This is a genomic window from Flavobacterium sp. TMP13 (assembly GCF_050847115.1).
Classification (GTDB): domain Bacteria; phylum Bacteroidota; class Bacteroidia; order Flavobacteriales; family Flavobacteriaceae; genus Flavobacterium.
In genome coordinates this window covers 865,023-881,097 of sequence record NZ_CP193656.1, presented here as the reverse complement: position 1 = coordinate 881,097, position 16,075 = coordinate 865,023, and the positions used below count along the sequence as shown (strand labels likewise).

Annotated in this window: 18 protein-coding genes; 14 read left to right on the top strand and 4 right to left on the bottom strand. The window is 34.7% G+C overall.

Features of this window, described 5'->3' with window-relative positions; all coding sequences use genetic code 11:
• The first annotated feature begins 40 nt into the window (after positions 1–40).
• From pdxA to ACRASX_RS03830, 12 genes are all read left to right on the top strand, one after another.
• Positions 41–1,090 carry a 4-hydroxythreonine-4-phosphate dehydrogenase PdxA gene (gene pdxA / locus ACRASX_RS03885; protein ID WP_432222476.1) on the top strand — a complete coding sequence of 350 codons (1,050 nt, stop codon included), beginning with the start codon at positions 41–43 and terminating at the stop codon, positions 1,088–1,090.
• A gap of 106 nt (positions 1,091–1,196) precedes the next feature.
• Complete coding sequence (locus ACRASX_RS03880; protein WP_432222475.1) at positions 1,197–1,739, top strand: YceD family protein; 543 nt, start codon at positions 1,197–1,199, stop codon at positions 1,737–1,739.
• Positions 1,740–1,748: 9 nt separating this feature from the next.
• Positions 1,749–1,943, top strand: coding sequence for a 50S ribosomal protein L32 (gene rpmF, locus ACRASX_RS03875; protein WP_066311504.1), 195 nt, complete (start codon positions 1,749–1,751; stop codon positions 1,941–1,943).
• 175 nt (positions 1,944–2,118) lie between these two features.
• Positions 2,119–3,117 (top strand): beta-ketoacyl-ACP synthase III, encoded by a 999-nt coding sequence (locus ACRASX_RS03870; RefSeq protein WP_066311495.1) that lies wholly within the window; start codon positions 2,119–2,121, stop codon positions 3,115–3,117.
• A 24-nt stretch (positions 3,118–3,141) separates the two neighbouring features.
• Entirely contained in the window at positions 3,142–3,615 is a 474-nt protein-coding gene (gene accB, locus ACRASX_RS03865) for an acetyl-CoA carboxylase biotin carboxyl carrier protein (RefSeq protein WP_066311493.1), read from the top strand.
• 92 nt (positions 3,616–3,707) lie between these two features.
• Positions 3,708–5,057 carry an acetyl-CoA carboxylase biotin carboxylase subunit gene (accC, locus tag ACRASX_RS03860; protein WP_066311490.1) on the top strand — a complete coding sequence of 450 codons (1,350 nt, stop codon included), beginning with the start codon at positions 3,708–3,710 and terminating at the stop codon, positions 5,055–5,057.
• A gap of 257 nt (positions 5,058–5,314) precedes the next feature.
• Positions 5,315–5,611 carry a hypothetical protein gene (locus tag ACRASX_RS03855; RefSeq protein WP_066311488.1) on the top strand — a complete coding sequence of 99 codons (297 nt, stop codon included), beginning with the start codon at positions 5,315–5,317 and terminating at the stop codon, positions 5,609–5,611.
• 42 nt (positions 5,612–5,653) lie between these two features.
• The gene (locus ACRASX_RS03850; RefSeq protein WP_432222474.1) at positions 5,654–5,950 is read left to right on the top strand and encodes a hypothetical protein; all 297 of its coding nucleotides are present in this window, start codon (positions 5,654–5,656) and stop codon (positions 5,948–5,950) included.
• 42 nt (positions 5,951–5,992) lie between these two features.
• Complete coding sequence (locus tag ACRASX_RS03845; RefSeq protein ID WP_432222473.1) at positions 5,993–6,289, top strand: hypothetical protein; 297 nt, start codon at positions 5,993–5,995, stop codon at positions 6,287–6,289.
• A gap of 41 nt (positions 6,290–6,330) precedes the next feature.
• Complete coding sequence (locus ACRASX_RS03840) at positions 6,331–6,627, top strand: hypothetical protein (RefSeq protein ID WP_066311480.1); 297 nt, start codon at positions 6,331–6,333, stop codon at positions 6,625–6,627.
• A gap of 5 nt (positions 6,628–6,632) precedes the next feature.
• Positions 6,633–6,926 carry a hypothetical protein gene (locus ACRASX_RS03835; protein WP_432222472.1) on the top strand — a complete coding sequence of 98 codons (294 nt, stop codon included), beginning with the start codon at positions 6,633–6,635 and terminating at the stop codon, positions 6,924–6,926.
• 121 nt (positions 6,927–7,047) lie between these two features.
• Positions 7,048–8,385 carry a sigma-54-dependent transcriptional regulator gene (locus ACRASX_RS03830; RefSeq protein WP_432222471.1) on the top strand — a complete coding sequence of 446 codons (1,338 nt, stop codon included), beginning with the start codon at positions 7,048–7,050 and terminating at the stop codon, positions 8,383–8,385.
• Here the strand turns inward: ACRASX_RS03830 and ACRASX_RS03825 are convergent.
• The 3 genes from ACRASX_RS03825 to ACRASX_RS03815 form a co-directional block, all read right to left on the bottom strand.
• Positions 8,382–10,814 (bottom strand): ATP-binding response regulator, encoded by a 2,433-nt coding sequence (locus ACRASX_RS03825; protein ID WP_432222470.1) that lies wholly within the window; start codon positions 10,812–10,814, stop codon positions 8,382–8,384. The two genes, ACRASX_RS03830 and ACRASX_RS03825, sit on opposite strands and share 4 nt — an antisense overlap.
• Positions 10,815–10,889: 75 nt before the next feature.
• Positions 10,890–12,791, bottom strand: a complete 1,902-nt coding sequence (locus ACRASX_RS03820) for a S9 family peptidase (protein WP_432222469.1) — start codon at positions 12,789–12,791, stop codon at positions 10,890–10,892.
• A gap of 235 nt (positions 12,792–13,026) precedes the next feature.
• On the bottom strand, positions 13,027–13,263 hold the full coding sequence (locus tag ACRASX_RS03815) for a hypothetical protein (RefSeq protein ID WP_432223105.1): 237 nt from the start codon (positions 13,261–13,263) through the stop codon (positions 13,027–13,029).
• Here ACRASX_RS03815 and mtgA point away from each other — a divergent pair.
• Positions 13,163–13,819, top strand: coding sequence for a monofunctional biosynthetic peptidoglycan transglycosylase (gene mtgA / locus ACRASX_RS03810; RefSeq protein ID WP_432222468.1), 657 nt, complete (start codon positions 13,163–13,165; stop codon positions 13,817–13,819). The two genes, ACRASX_RS03815 and mtgA, sit on opposite strands and share 101 nt — an antisense overlap.
• The gene (locus ACRASX_RS03805; RefSeq protein ID WP_432222467.1) at positions 13,816–14,766 is read left to right on the top strand and encodes a lipid A deacylase LpxR family protein; all 951 of its coding nucleotides are present in this window, start codon (positions 13,816–13,818) and stop codon (positions 14,764–14,766) included. Before mtgA ends, ACRASX_RS03805 begins: the two co-directional genes overlap by 4 nt.
• On the opposite strand, the gene ACRASX_RS03800 is transcribed toward ACRASX_RS03805, so the two are convergent.
• Positions 14,755–15,930: a dicarboxylate/amino acid:cation symporter gene (locus tag ACRASX_RS03800; RefSeq protein ID WP_432222466.1), complete on the bottom strand. Its 1,176-nt coding sequence runs from the start codon at positions 15,928–15,930 to the stop codon at positions 14,755–14,757. The genes ACRASX_RS03805 and ACRASX_RS03800 overlap by 12 nt on opposite strands.
• Positions 15,931–16,075: the final 145 nt, after the last annotated feature.

The window sequence follows — 16,075 nt, the reverse complement described above, 5'->3', positions numbered from 1 at the left end:
AATTTGCAACATCAAAATTAGTAATAAATAACCTCAGGTCATGATAAAAAGTGCAGAAAATATAATCGTCGGAATTTCAATTGGAGATTTAAACGGTATTGGAAGCGAAGTTGTTCTAAAAACATTCGAAGATTCTAGAATGCTTGAATTGTGTACGCCAGTTATTTTTGCTAATGTAAAAATTCTTTCTTTTTTAAAGAAAAATTTTACGTCGACTGTATTGATGCACGGCATAGATCGATTGGATCAAATTACTCCCGGAAAAGTAAACGTTTTTAATTTATGGAAGGAAGGGCTTGATGTAAATGCAGGCGTAAATGATGCTAAGATTGGAGAATATGCAATCAAGTCATTTGTTGCTGCCACAGCCGCCTTAAAAGAAGGCGTGATTGATGTTTTGGTTACCGCGCCGATAAACAAGTACAACATTCAATCAGAAGATTTTAAATTCCCTGGGCATACTGATTATTTAGATCAGGAGTTGGAAGGAAATGCGTTAATGATGATGGTACAAGATAATTTGCGGGTTGGTCTATTGACCGATCATATTCCATTAAGTGAAGTTGCTTCTCATTTAACAGAGGATTTAATTAAGAAAAAAATAGAAACTGTTAGAAAGTCTTTAATTCAAGACTTTAGTATAAACAAACCGAGAATTGCCGTTTTAGGATTGAATCCGCATTGTGGAGATGGTGGAGTGATTGGAAAAGAAGACGATGAGATCTTAAAACCAGTTATTAAAAAGTTGTTCGAAAAAGGAACTTTGGTTTTTGGCCCATTTGCCGCAGATGGCTTTTTCGGAAGTAACCAGTACGATAAGTACGATGCAGTTATCGCAACCTATCACGACCAAGGATTGATTCCTTTTAAAACTTTGTCTTTCGGTAAAGGAGTGAATTATACAGCCGGTTTGGATAAGATTAGAACATCGCCAGATCACGGAACAGCTTACGATATTGCTGGAAAAGATGAGGCTGATTTTGGTTCGTTTAAGGAAGCAGTTTATTTGGCAATTGACATTTATCGTTCGCGAAATCTGTATGCCGAAATAAGTGCAAAACCTCTTAAAATAAAAGAAAAACAGTTATAAACAAAAAAAGGTGAATAAGATTATTTGTTTTACAATAATTTTATATCTTTGCACCCCAATTCTGACCTTCGTTTAGAAGTTCAAAATTGTTCAAATTGATGTTAGCATGAGTAAGATAAAAGAATTTTTAATTCCGTTCGCGGGATTAAAGTTAGGAAAACACAATTTTGAGTATCAGATAAATAACAAGTTCTTTGAGAGCTTTGATTTCAACGAATTTCAAGACGCAGACGTCAAGGTTAGTTTGGTTTTTGATAAAAAGAGCTCTATGTTAGAGTTGAGTTTTAAGCATAAGGGAACTGTAAATGTGCCTTGTGATCTAACAGGAGAAGATTTTGATTTGCCCATTAAAGGAAAAATGAACTTAATTGTTCGTTTTGGAGATGAGTTAAATAATGACAACGAAGAGTTGTTGATTTTACCTCATGGCGAATTTGAACTGGATGTTATGCAATACATTTATGAAATGATTGTATTGTCGGTTCCTCAGAAACGAATTCATACTGGTATTAAAGATGGTACATTGCAAAGCGACGTACTCGATAAGCTAGCTGAATTAACAGTAAAAGAACAAAAAGAAGAGAGTACAAACGAAGAAGATATTGACCCACGTTGGGACAAATTAAAGAAACTATTAACGGATAAATAATATAGTAAAATGGCACATCCAAAGAGAAAAATCTCGAAAACAAGAAGAGATAAGAGAAGAACACATTATAAAGCTACTGTAGCTCAAATCGCTACATGTCCTATTACTGGAGAAGCGCATTTATACCATAGAGCTTACTGGCATGAAGGTAAAATGTACTACAGAGGGCAAGTTGTGATTGATAAATCACAAGCGGTTGCTTAATACATTTTAGCGAATGATATTAGAACTCTCACTATGTGAGAGTTTTTTTTGTTTCGTATAACTTTCCTTTTTTAAGGAAATAGCTGACAATACGTTTGGATTTTTTTTTGTAATTTTCAAGTCTTTGAAAAATTTTTCAAATAGCGCTTTATTTGAAGAGAAATAATAGAATATAATGAACACAATCACAGCCGCAATAACCGCTGTTGGATCATATGTTCCAGACTTTGTTCTTACCAACAAAGCTCTCGAAGCCATGGTAGATACCAATGACGAGTGGATTACCTCTCGTACGGGAATTAAAGAAAGAAGAATTCTTAAGGACGCCGATAAAGGGACCTCATACCTTGCTATAAAAGCTGCGGAAGACTTAATGAGAAAAGGCAACATCGATCCACTAGAAATCGATATGGTTATTATGGCTACTGCGACAGCAGATATGCCGGTAGCTGCAACAGGCGTTTACGTGGCGTCTGCAATTGGAGCAACTAATGCTTTCGCTTACGATTTACAAGCTGCTTGTTCTAGTTTTTTATACGGAATGTCTACAGCGGCAGCCTACATTCAATCAGGGAGATACAAAAAAATATTAGTAATTGGAGCAGATAAAATGTCTTCCATTGTTGATTATACCGACCGTTCTACTTGTATTATTTTTGGAGATGGTGCAGGAGCGGCATTGTTTGAACCCAATTATGAAGGCTTAGGTTTGCAAGATGAGTACTTAAGAAGCGATGCTGTTGGTAGAGACTTCTTAAAAATTCCAGCAGGAGGCTCGTTAGTTCCAACATCTTTAGAGACGATTAAAAACAATCAGCATAACATTATGCAAGATGGTAAAACCGTATTTAAATTTGCTGTTACAAATATGGCTGACGCGAGCGAATTAATTTTGAAAAGAAATAATTTGACCAATGAAGACGTAAATTGGTTAGTACCACATCAAGCTAATAAACGCATCATTGATGCAACTGCTAGTCGAATGAACTTAGAAGATTCAAAAGTTTTAATGAATATCGAAAAATACGGTAATACTACATCGGCAACTTTGCCTTTAGTTTTGGCTGATTTCGAACATTTATTTAAAAAAGGAGATAATGTTATTTTTGCTGCATTTGGTGGTGGATTCACTTGGGGATCTATTTACTTAAAATGGGCATACGACACAAAATAGAAATTAAACTAAAAAGAAATCATTATGGATTTAAAAGAAATTCAAAGCCTAATTAAATTTGTAGCAAATTCGGGAGTTGCTGAGGTAAAGTTAGAAATGGATGATGTGAAAATTACCATTAGATCAACTATTGAAGGTGGCGGTGGAACAACAGAAAGTACGTATGTACAGCAGTTGCCAATGCAAGCTGCACCATCTCAAATGGCAGCGCCAGTTGTTGCGGCTCCAGTAGCAGCAGCACCAACAGAAGATTCTAAATACATCACGATCAAATCTCCAATTATTGGTACTTTTTATAGAAAACCATCTCCAGATAAACCTTCTTTTATTGAAGTAGGAACTTCAATTGGAACTGGTGACGTACTCTGCGTAATTGAAGCAATGAAATTATTTAACGAAATCGAATCTGAAGTTTCAGGTAAAATTGTTAAGATTTTAGTAGATGATATGTCTCCTGTAGAATTCGATCAACCATTATTTTTAGTAGATCCATCTTAATTATTTATCAATTATGAATTATAAATTATGAATTGAATTGATCAATCATAATTTTAAAAACTTCATAACTCATAACTCATAACTCAAAAAAGATGTTTAAAAAAATATTAATAGCAAATAGAGGTGAAATTGCGCTTCGTGTTATTCGTACGTGTAAAGAAATGGGAATCAAAACTGTTGCCGTTTACTCTACCGCAGATGCAGAAAGTTTACACGTGAAATTTGCAGATGAGGCCGTTTGTATTGGACCTCCGCCAAGTAATTTGTCGTATTTGAAAATGTCAAATATTATTGCTGCTGCCGAAATTACCAATGCAGATGCAATACATCCAGGGTACGGATTTTTATCTGAAAACTCTAAATTTTCAAAAATTTGTCAAGAGCACGGGATCAAATTTATTGGTGCAGCTCCAGAAATGATTGATAGAATGGGCGATAAAGCTTCGGCTAAAGCAACCATGAAAGCTGCAGGAGTTCCTTGCGTGCCAGGTTCTGATGGAATTTTAGAATCCTACGAACAAGCAGAACAAATTGCAGGCGAATTTGGCTATCCAGTAATGCTTAAAGCAACTGCTGGTGGTGGTGGAAAAGGAATGCGTGCAGTTTGGAAACAAGAAGATTTATTGAAAGCTTGGGAGTCAGCACGTCAAGAATCTGCCGCTGCTTTTGGAAATGACGGAATGTACTTGGAGAAATTAATTGAAGAACCAAGACATATCGAAATTCAAGTTGTTGGAGATGCGTATGGTAAAGCATGTCATCTTTCTGAAAGAGATTGTTCAGTGCAACGCCGTCACCAAAAATTGACAGAAGAAACACCATCCCCTTTTATGACTGACGAATTGCGTCAGAAAATGGGTGATGCAGCAGTTAAAGCTGCAGAATTTATTAAATATGAAGGCGCAGGTACAGTAGAGTTTTTGGTTGATAAACACCGTAATTTCTATTTTATGGAAATGAATACTCGTATTCAGGTAGAGCACCCAATTACAGAACAAGTTATTGATTACGATTTAATTCGCGAACAAATTATGGTTGCAGCTGGAATTCCGATTTCAGGTAAAAACTATTTGCCAGAATTACACGCAATTGAATGTCGTATCAACGCCGAAGATCCATATAATGATTTTCGCCCTTCTCCAGGAAAAATAACTACTTTGCATATGCCAGGTGGACATGGAGTTCGTTTAGATACGCACGTTTATTCAGGATATACTATTCCTTCTAATTACGATTCGATGATTGCTAAGTTGATTACAACGGCGCAGTCAAGAGAAGAAGCAATTAGTAAAATGAGAAGAGCTTTAGACGAATTCGTTATCGAAGGAGTAAAAACAACAATACCTTTTCACAGACAATTAATGGATGATCCAAAATATATAGAGGGAGATTATACAACTGCTTTTATGGATACATTTAAAATGAAACCATTACAAGAATAATATTTTTATTATTTTTTATGACAAAGCCGCACAGTAGTGCGGCTTTTTTTTGTGCTTTTTTTTAAGAAGTGTATAAAAACTACACAGCGTATGTGGTTATTACACAGTTTTGTGTGTCAGTTCAATTTTCAATAAATAAAGCAATCAATTGACAATCAGTAATTTAGACATGGAGCTAGAAAAATTAATTTATAGGCACAGTTATTTCATTGTCTGAAGTGTAAAACAAGACTATCAAATATTAAAAACATATCATTATGAAAAAGTTAATCTTATCAGCAGCAATCGTTTTAGGAAGTTTATCAACGATTACAGCATCAGCATCAACAGTAAATCCTACAGTAAAGTCAGTAACGATTGCTGATGAATATACAGAGATTAAGATCGAAGAATTGCCAGCTGCAATTACTGAAGCATTAAAAAAAGCATATCCAGACGCAGTTCTTACAAAAGCATACATCAATGAAAGCAAACAATACAAATTAGATCTGAAAGTCGGTGATAAAGAAGGTTCTTTATTTGCAGACGAAAGTGGAAATTGGATTCAGGAATAATTAAAAAGCAATCAAACAAATAACATATTAAATACACACACTATGAAAAAGTTAATCTTATCAGCAGCAATTATATTAGGAGGTTTGTCAACATTTACAGCAACAGCAACAAATGTGAATCCGATTGTAAATTCAGTGATAATTGCTGATGAATACACAGAAATTAAAGTAACTGAAGTACCTGCTGCAATTAGCGAGGCTTTTAAAGCAGCTTACCCAGAAGGAATAATAAATAAAGCGTTCGTCAACGAAACTAAGGAATATAAAATTGAGGTTAAAATTGGAGACAAAGAAGGGTTTTTATACGCAGACGAAAGCGGTAAATGGATTCAAAAATAACACTAGAACATTCAATTATATAACAAATTAAATATACACACTATGAAAAAATTAATCTTATCAGCAGCAATAGTATTAGGGAGTTTGTCAACAATTACAGCAACAGCTTCAAATGTAAATCCAATTGTAAAATCAGTAATTATTGCTGATGATTACACTGAAATTAAAGTAGAAGAAGTTCCAGCAGCCATCATTGATGCACTAAAAAAAGCGTATCCAGATGCAGTTCTTACTAAAGCCTATGTTAACGAAAATAAAGAATACAAACTTGACGTTAAAGTAGGAGATAAAGAAGGAAATTTATTTGCAGATGAAACAGGAAACTGGATTCAAAAATAAGCCATAACTCTTGAGTTGTCAATAACTAAATATATAATATCATGAAAAAATTAATCTTCTCAGCAGCTATTTTATTAGGAACAATGAGCACATTTGCAACTCCACTGGTACCAATAATTGGTACGAACGGAATTGAGATTATGCAAGATGGATTCACTGAAATAGCGATAGATGCAGTTCCTGCAGCGGTTACAGCAACGATTGGAAATTCTTTTCCTGGGGCTAAATTGCTAAAGGCGTATAGTAACGAAAATAAAGAGTATAAACTAGAAATTGCTATGGGCGAAAAAAGTTATACCGTGTTTACAGATGCCGAAGGTAAAATCATCAAAAAGTAACGGTGATGAAAAGATTAACCTTAGCGATTACCTTCGTTTTGGTAGGTTTAACAACCTATGCTTCGGTAGCGACATATAGTGTAATCGAACTGTCTAAAATTGCTCAAGACGATTATATAGAAGTGTCTCCTGAATCGGTTCCAGTTCTTGTGCAAACAGTCTTGAGCAAAGCGTATCCTTCTGCAAAGTTGGTAAAAGCGTATGTGAATGATAAAAAGGAATACAAATTAGAAATTGAAGTCGAAGACCAGAAGGCTACTGTTTACGCAGATGTCGCTGGCAATTGGTTAAAAATATAATTAGGTGGATTAAGTTTATGTTTTGGAAAAGAGGCTGCTATATGCAGTCTCTTTTTTTTGCATAATATTATGACATTACAATAATTTTAGCCTTAATTTAGCGTAAAAAGCACCTAGACCAATGCCCAAGATTTTAATTATTGAAGATGATATTTCCTTCTGTAAACTATTAGAAAAATTTCTGATCAAAAATAGTTACGAAGTAACTACTTCTTTTTCTGCAGCTGATGCTAGAGTAGCGATTCAAAACGAAACATTCGACTTAATTTTAACCGACTTGCGATTACCAGATGCGGACGGAATTAATTTGTTGAATGAGTTTAAAAAATTAAATTCAGAGATACCGGTCGTTTTAATGACAGGTTATTCTGATGTTAACACTGCGGTTAAAGCTATAAAAAATGGAGCTTCCGATTATATTTCGAAACCTTTCAACCCCGACGAGGTTCTGCTGGTTATTACCAACGCTCTGCAAATTGAAACAAAAGCTGTAGTACCAAAAAAGGAACTTCCAAAGCCTGCTAAGAAAACGAAAGGATCCAGCGAATATGTTCAGGGAATTTCAACTGAATCTAAAAAATTAGCGCAGCACATTCAATTGGTTAGCCCTACTGACATGTCCGTTTTAATAATTGGCGAAAGTGGAACGGGAAAAGAGATTATTGCAAAAAGTATTCACCAACAAAGCAATAGAAAAAGCGAAAATTTTATCGCAGTTGATTGTGGCGCAATTCCAAAAGAATTGGCTGCAAGTGAATTTTTCGGTCACTTAAAAGGATCTTTTACTGGGGCTATTACTGATAAAATGGGTTATTTTGAAGCAGCGAATGGAGGAACTATCTTTTTGGATGAAATAGGTAACTTATCTTATGAAAATCAAATTCAGTTGTTGCGTGCTTTGCAAGAGCGAAAAATAAAGCCTGTTGGGAGTAATAAAGAATTAGATGTTGATATTCGTATTATAACGGCTACCAACGAAGATTTGCGTGAAGCAGTTAAAAATGGTGAATTCAGAGAAGATTTATATCACAGAATAAACGAATTCTCGATTCATTCGCCGGCGCTTTCAGAGCGAGACGAAGATTTAATGATTTTTGCAGAATTCTTTTTAGAGAAAGCAAATGAACAACTAAACAAAGAGGTTATTGGTTTTTCGAAAGAAGTTGTCACTATTTTTCAAAATTATTCATGGCCCGGAAATTTACGTGAATTGCAAAACTGTGTAAAACGCTCGACGTTACTAACGCAAGGCGATTTTATTGAAGCAACGGTTTTACCAGCTGAATTTTTTCAGAAGCAAGAAAGTAAAACAGATTCACTTTCTTTATCAGAAAATGAAAAAGAAGCCATTGAATATGCTTTGATTAAGACACAAAACAATAAATCAGAAGCAGCAAAATTGTTAAAAATAACACGTAAGACTTTATACAATAAACTCAAATTGTACGACATCACTTAAATTACTTTTTCTAGTTCAGAAAATAAAGCTCTAATTTTTGATTTTAGTAGCGAAAATAATTTCTTCATTTCGACTTTCGAATACTCATTTAATTCCAATTGATTTAAAATAGTTGCAATTTCCATCGCTTCAATTTGTTTAAACATCGGTGCCATCTTATGGGCAACTTGTTTTATTTTCTCATATTCAATTGACTCGATAGTGTTTTGAAGTATAAATAAATTAGAGTTGGTCGAAGTGATAAAAGTTTCTAATACATTTTTGATCGCTTCTCTGTCATTATTTAAAAACAATTCAAGTGAATGCAGAGAATATAAATCGGTTGCTTTAGACTTAAACTCTTCTTTTATTTGAATGGGCAATGAAGTTTTGTACAACAAGGCGTCAATCGTTTGTAGCAGAATATTCGGAGAAAACGGCTTTTTGATTACCGTAGTAAAACCAGCTTTTTGGTACACGTCATCGCTTAAATCAGCACGGCCTGTAACGGCAATAAGCGGCTGATTAGCATACTTACTTTTTTTGTCATTTTGCAGAGCCGCTGCCAATTCAAAACCATCCATAATAGGCATTTGGATGTCGGTAATTAAAAGATCAAAAGCATTAGAGCGCATAAATTGTAACGCAGTTTCTGAGTTCGAAAAAGGAATAATGTTAAAACGTTGTTTTAAAACTTCGGTTGAAAGTCCTAATAAGTCAGTATCATCATCTACAACCACAATTGTTTTGTTTTGATGCGTTGTTTTAAAAACAACTGGACTTATTTTAATCTCGTTGGTTGGTGTATCAAAAACCAGTGGTAAGCGAATTTCAAAGCAACTTCCTTTGTCAGAGCTATTTTTTAAATACAGTTCGCCACCTAAAAGTGTGGTTATTTTTTTTGAAATTGCCAATCCGAGACCAGTTCCTCCATATTTTTTCTCAATAGTTTCATTGGCTTGCGCAAATTCTTCGAATACCAATTCTTGGCTTTCCTTGGCAATTCCAATTCCTGAGTCCTGAATAATTATAAAGGCAATTCGTTCATTTGCAGAAATAGTTGCACTTATTTTTATAAAACCAGTGGTTGTAAACTTGTAGGCATTTCCAATAATATTAATCAACACTTGCTTCAATCGAAAAGGATCTCCAATAATAGGGTTTTTTAACTGTTCAGCGATAGAAATAATTAGTTCGATCTCTTTTTGTTTATGAACCGATTGGACGTTTTTCGCCACCTCAGTGATGGTTTCATCTAGCTGAAACGAAATTTTTTCGATAGCAATTTTACCCGCTTCTATTTGCGAAAAATCTAATAAATCTTGAACTAGTCGCGAAATATATTCAGACGAATTCTTAATGTTGGTGGTATAGTAAGTTTGTTTTGTTGTTAAATCAGAATGGCCTAATAATTCGGTATAACCAACAATCGTGCTTAATGGCGTTTTTAAATCGTGACTTACTGTGGAAATAAGTTGCTCGCGACTTCGCAGTAAATTGCGGGTTTTAAAATTAGCAAGCTCTAATTGTTTTTTATAGGATTGCGTTTTGGAGAGATCGCTGGTAATTAAAACAGAAAAGAAAATGGTAAGCAACAATCCGGCAATAGCAGCATACGTAACAATTTCATTGATTCGTTTAAGGGACTTTTCTTTTTCGGTATTGTTTTTAATAGAGTATACAATGATCTCACTTTCAATTATTCGAAGTACTTTTCGCAGTTGATCTGAAATTAAGATTTCATTGGTAAGCAACTTATTCTCTTGTACACTTAATGATTCTTTTTTCTTCTCGGTCTCAACTTTAACTTTGCTAAGCAAACGTTTAGAAGCTGATAAAATAGAATCGGTTGCCTTTTTTGTTAAGGTATTGGTACTGTCGTCGGGAATATTTTGGTTAAGATAATCGACATAACGCTGCAAAACATTGCGTTGGTAACTGCCGAGCTGATCTGGTTCTTTGGTAAAATCGCTCAGTTGTAGTTTGCGAAGCGAAAACTCGAGTTGCGTTAATTCTTGAATGGCATCCGTTACCGAAGCTTCGTCGGTGGTTTTATTTTTTATTTCTTTGAGCTGCCGAATGTTTTGTGTTTTCTCTGTTAATAAAATGGTTACACTGTCTAGCAACTTTATTTGATATTGACTAGAAACGTCTCTTTTTAAAGAATCAATTCCGATTTGTAAAGAATCAGTCTGTCTAAGATAATCTTGAAAATCAGTTTCAGAATTGGATTGGATGGTCTTTCTAGCTAAACTTTCGGTTTTATATACATTCGAAAAAAGTTTACTCACCCGGAGCACTTTACTTTTTTCAAAGGCAATTTTATTTTCAATCTTAGAATATACTACATTCTCAGTATATAAAATCCAACCAACACTTACTACCAAAGCCGCAAGTGCAATGTAGCTGATAAAAACTTTAACCGGAATGTAACTATTTTTTGAACTCATAATATAAAAATTAGCCACAGTATTGTTGCTATTAACGAAACTGTGGCTAAATAAATGTAATACTAATACTTTATTTTACAAGGTTTCTTTTAACCATTTAAAAAACTCACCTTGCCAAACTTGTGCGTTTTGAGGTTTCAATACCCAGTGATTTTCTTCAGGAAAATACACAAATCTACTTTTGATTCCGCGAAGTTGTGCTGCCTGGAAAGCCTCTTGTCCTTGACCAATTGGTACACGGAAATCAAGTCCTCCTTGAAAAATTAATATTGGAGCATTCCATTTATCTACATGCGTCGCTGGATTAAAAGTAGTGTACGTTTTTTGAGCGATTGCATTGTCTTTTTCCCAATAAGCGCCACCAAAATCCCAATTGTTAAAAAAGACTTCTTCGGTAGTGCCAAACATGCTTTGCGTATTAAAAACACCATCGTGTGCTATAAATGTTTTAAATCGGTTGTTGTGAATTCCAGCTAAATAAAAAGCAGAATAACCACCGTAGCTGGCGCCAATACAGCCCAAACGATCTTTGTCAACATACGATTCTTTTGAAACGGCATCAATAGCTGATAAATAATCATCCATTACTTGACCGCCCCAATCCTTACTAATTTGCTCATTCCATTCTACACCATGACCCGGCATTCCTCGGCGATTTGGTGCAACAACTATATAACCGTTTGCTGCCATCAATTGAAAGTTCCAACGGAAAGAGTAGAATTGGGTTAAGGCACTTTGAGGTCCACCTTGACAATACAACAAGGTTGGATATTTTTTAGTCGCATCAAAGTTTGGAGGTAAAATAACCCAAACTAACATTTTTTTACCGTCAGTTGTCGTTACGTAGCGTTTCTCGGTTTTGCTTAAAGCAAGTGAATCGTAGGTTTTAGTATTGACATTGCTAAGTTGCTTCCACGTATTTTTATTTAAATTATAAGAAAAAATCTCATCCGCATGATTCATATCTTGACGGGTTACAATAACCGAATTGTCTACAAAACCAACAATAGAGCTCACATCAAATTCTCCTCTTGTAATTTGTTCTACACGAGGCATTATTTTGGTTAAACCAGGATAATTAACCACAAACAATTGTTTGGTTCCGTCAATTGGAGCAACAAAGTAGACGTTTTTACTGTCTTTGCTCCACATAAAACCATCTACCGTTCCGTCCCAATTGGCGGTCAAGTTGGTTTTTGCTCCTTTATAATCGACAATAATATCGTTTTTATCGGCTTCGTAACCGTCACGTTTCATTTGTAGATAAGACAAATTTCCTTCAGGAGAAAATTGTGGTGCCATATCATAACCCAAATTAGCTTCGGTTCTATTGGTTGTCTTTTTAGTCTCTAAGTTGTACTCGTAAATATCGGTATTAGTAGAAATAGCATAGGCTGTACCCGCTTTTTTCTTAGACACATATAAAATCGATTTGCTGTCTGGAGACCAAATGTAATCTTCATCTCCACCGAAAGGTTTTTGCGGAGAATCAAAATTTTCACCTGGCATTATGTCAATTCCTTTGGCGTCTTTTTTGTTTTCTCTATAAAAAACGTGGTTAAAGTTTCCATCATTCCAAGTATCCCAATGGCGGTAATCTAATCCATCATAAATTTGAACATCAGATTTTTTTAAATCAGTGTAAAAGTCTTTTCCTAAAACTTTGTCAATTTTTACTGCTTTATCATAAACGATGTATTTGCCGTTTGCCGAAATATTTTTATCCGTCAAAAGTGTTTTATACTCTTTCACTTCAATTGCATTTCCTCCGTTTACGGGGACAGTATAAAATTTAGAATTTGACTTATTCTCGGTAACTGAAGGAGTAGTTACTTTGTAAACGATGTTTTTTCCATCTTTTGTAATTCCCAAAGCTGAAACTCTTCCTAATTCCCATAGCAATTTTGGAGTCATCACGTTTTGTGATGTGGCGCTTAAACTCATCAGTATCAATGTTGTAATTAATATTCTTTTCATAATAGTATTGTATTTTTTGAGAATTTAAATGTACAAATAATATAAGGGAACGCCGATTTTAGCGCCTTTAGATTTCCTTAAAAGAAACATAAAATTTTCTAGTTATACTTTTTTCTGCGGTATATAAGTAGCGATCGAAAAGAAGTAGAAAACCTTTAAAAAAAATTGGAAGATTTAGTAAAAAAGGTAATTTTACCAATTCATTATTTTAAATGCTTGTATTTTTAATTGATGCTTAATACCACCAAATTACCTTACTAATTACAATGGCAGTCAAAAAACCGATACCTAAAAAAACCGTCGTTAAATCAACGAGGCAAACTTCAAAAAAATCAACTAAGTCATCCTCAAGTAAAATTGGGCGATTTGTCTTGAAAGTTATTTTGTGGTTTTTTGCACTTTCAATTGGGTCGGTCGTTTTCTTTAAATTTGTACCAGTTCCTTTTACCCCTTTAATGGTTATCCGTGCCATCGAAAACAAAATGGATGGAAAAGAAGTGTATTTTGATCACGATTGGGAACCGATTGAAAAAATCTCAATGAATTTACAAAAAGCGGTAATTTCGAGTGAAGATGGCCGTTTTTTAAAGCACAGTGGTTTTGATTTTGAGGCCATGCACAAAGCGTATAAAAGCAATGAACGCGGCAGAAAGGTTCGTGGTGGAAGTACAATTTCTCAGCAAACGGCAAAAAACGTGTTTCTCTGGCAAGGAAAAAGTTATGTTCGTAAAGGATTAGAAGCCTATTTTACTGTTTTAATTGAGCTTATTTGGAGTAAAGAACGAATTATGGAAGTGTACTTGAATAGCATAGAAATGGGTGATGGTGTCTATGGTGCCGAGGCAGCTTGTCAACATTGGTATAGAAAAGGCTGTGCTAGTTTAACCGAAAAAGAGGCGGCAGGAATTGCTGCTATTTTGCCCAACCCGAGAAAGTTTAAAGCAACAGGTTCTTCGAGTTACATAAACAAACGAAAAAATAAAATTGTTAAAATTATGCATAGCATCGGAAAAGTGGAGTACAAATGAGATTAATAACAAGTATTTCTTTTCTGCTGTTTTATTCTAGCTTGACTTTTGCACAAATCAGGACTAACGAAATTGGGATATTGTCCGACAACGATTTATATACTTCTAGTAGAAACGACAAATATTACACCAACGGATTGGCTTTTTATTATCGCTTTTTAGGAAAATCTAAAAGCGACAACGTACTAAAGAAAATCAATGAAATTAAAATTGGACAATATGTGTATACACCCCGGTTTTTAAATATTGAAGCAGTCGACATAAACGATCGACCTTTTGCAGGTTATCTTTTTGGAGGATTTGAAAAAGGTTTTTTTTATGCCAATCAAAATGTGCTGAAAGTTGCGCTTCAAGTTGGTACAATTGGTCCCAATTCGCATGCTAAAGAATTTCAAGAAAACTTTCATAAAGCATTTCAATATAGAGAAGTGTATGGTTGGGAAAATCAAATTCAGAATGCTTTGGGTTTTCAGGCGCATGTTTTATTTTCAAAAAAGCTATTTCCTCACAAAAATCAAGATTTTATTGATTTTAACTGGCAATCGGAGGCTGATATGGGAACCATTTTTACGGGAATCAGTAGTGGATTTGTAACGCGTATCGGATTTAAAAAGCTAGTAGCAATTTCAGATTCAAATCTTTTTGGAGCTTCTCTGGGGGCAACTAAATCGAGCAACGATGAATTCTATTTTTATCTAGCACCGAGTATCAGATATCAAATTTATGATGCCACAATTCAGGGTAGTCTATTTAATGGCGATAGTCCGTTATCATTTCCAATTAACCCGTTTCGATTCAATGCCAAAGCAGGTTTCGCTTATCAAAAAAACAACTTGAACCTTTCTTATTCGTTTGTGTATACAACCAAAGAAGTAGCAGAAAGTGCGGCAACTGGTTTCTTTTATGGATCAATTGGAATTTCGTACTTGTTCGGGTCAAGAAACTAATTTATCCTTGGTTATTTTATCCACAACCAAAGCAATAGCTCCATCGCCCGTAACGTTACACGCAGTACCAAAACTGTCCATTGCAATATATAAGGCAATCATTAGTCCTATCATTTCGTCGTTAAAGCCCAACATCGATTGTAAAATTCCCACCGCAGCCATGATCGCTCCACCTGGAACGCCGGGCGCTGCAACCATTGCGATACCCAGCATAAATATAAAACCAGCAAAAAGCGTAAAGTCAAACGGCACTCCTTGCAAAATCATTAATGCAATTGCGCAAGCAGTAATTTTCATAGTACTGCCAGATAAGTGAATTGTAGCACATAACGGAATTACAAAACCAGCAATTTTTTCAGAAACGCCGTTTTTTAAGGTTTGCTCAAGTGTAACTGGAATAGTAGCTGCCGAAGATTGAGTGCCCAATGCAGTAAAGTAAGAAGGCATCATTGTTAGTAATAATTTAAAAGGATTCTTCTTTGTAATGATACCTGCAATAGTATATTGTAGTAATAATAAGATGATGTGTAAGGCGAAAATCACTCCGATGATATTAATAAAAACGGATAAAATGGAGAATACTTTTCCGTTAAAAGACATACTTGCAAAAATACCCAATATAAACAAAGGCAATAAAGGCACGATTACATTTTCAATCACTTGCATGATAATCTTCTCGAAATCTTTTACGACTAATTTCAAGCTTGATTTTTCTTGAAAAGACAATCCCAATCCAATAACAAAAGCAAAAACTAAAGCCGTCATTACATCCAAAGCAGGAGGAATACTGATTGTAAAATAAGGAGTTAGTTCGGCAGCTGAATTTCCAACTTCAGCAACAGTAGTAACATGCGATTCTAAAAGTTGTGGAAAGATATCTGAAACAACAAAATAAGTCATGAACCCCGAAAATAAAGTCGAACCATAAGCAATAGCAGCAGTGAGCAATAGTAGTTTACCAGCACCTTTTCCTAAATCAGAAATAGCGGGCATTATTAAACCCATTATGATTAACGGAATAGCAAAATTTAAAAACTGTCCGAAAAAAGCATTAAAGGTTGTGAATATTCGGTTTATAGATTCAGGTAAATACAGTCCGAAAACAATACCTAATACGATGGCTAAAAAAACTTTAAATAGTAAGTTAGATAATAAACGTTTCATAATACATGCTGATTACTTCAAGACTGCTAAGGCCTAGTATAGATTATTTTAAGGTGGCGAATATAATGCAATGTGATAAAACAGCACAATATGATTGCAGTTTTATCATTTATTTACATTTTAAGCTGTTGTTGAGCGAGTAGTT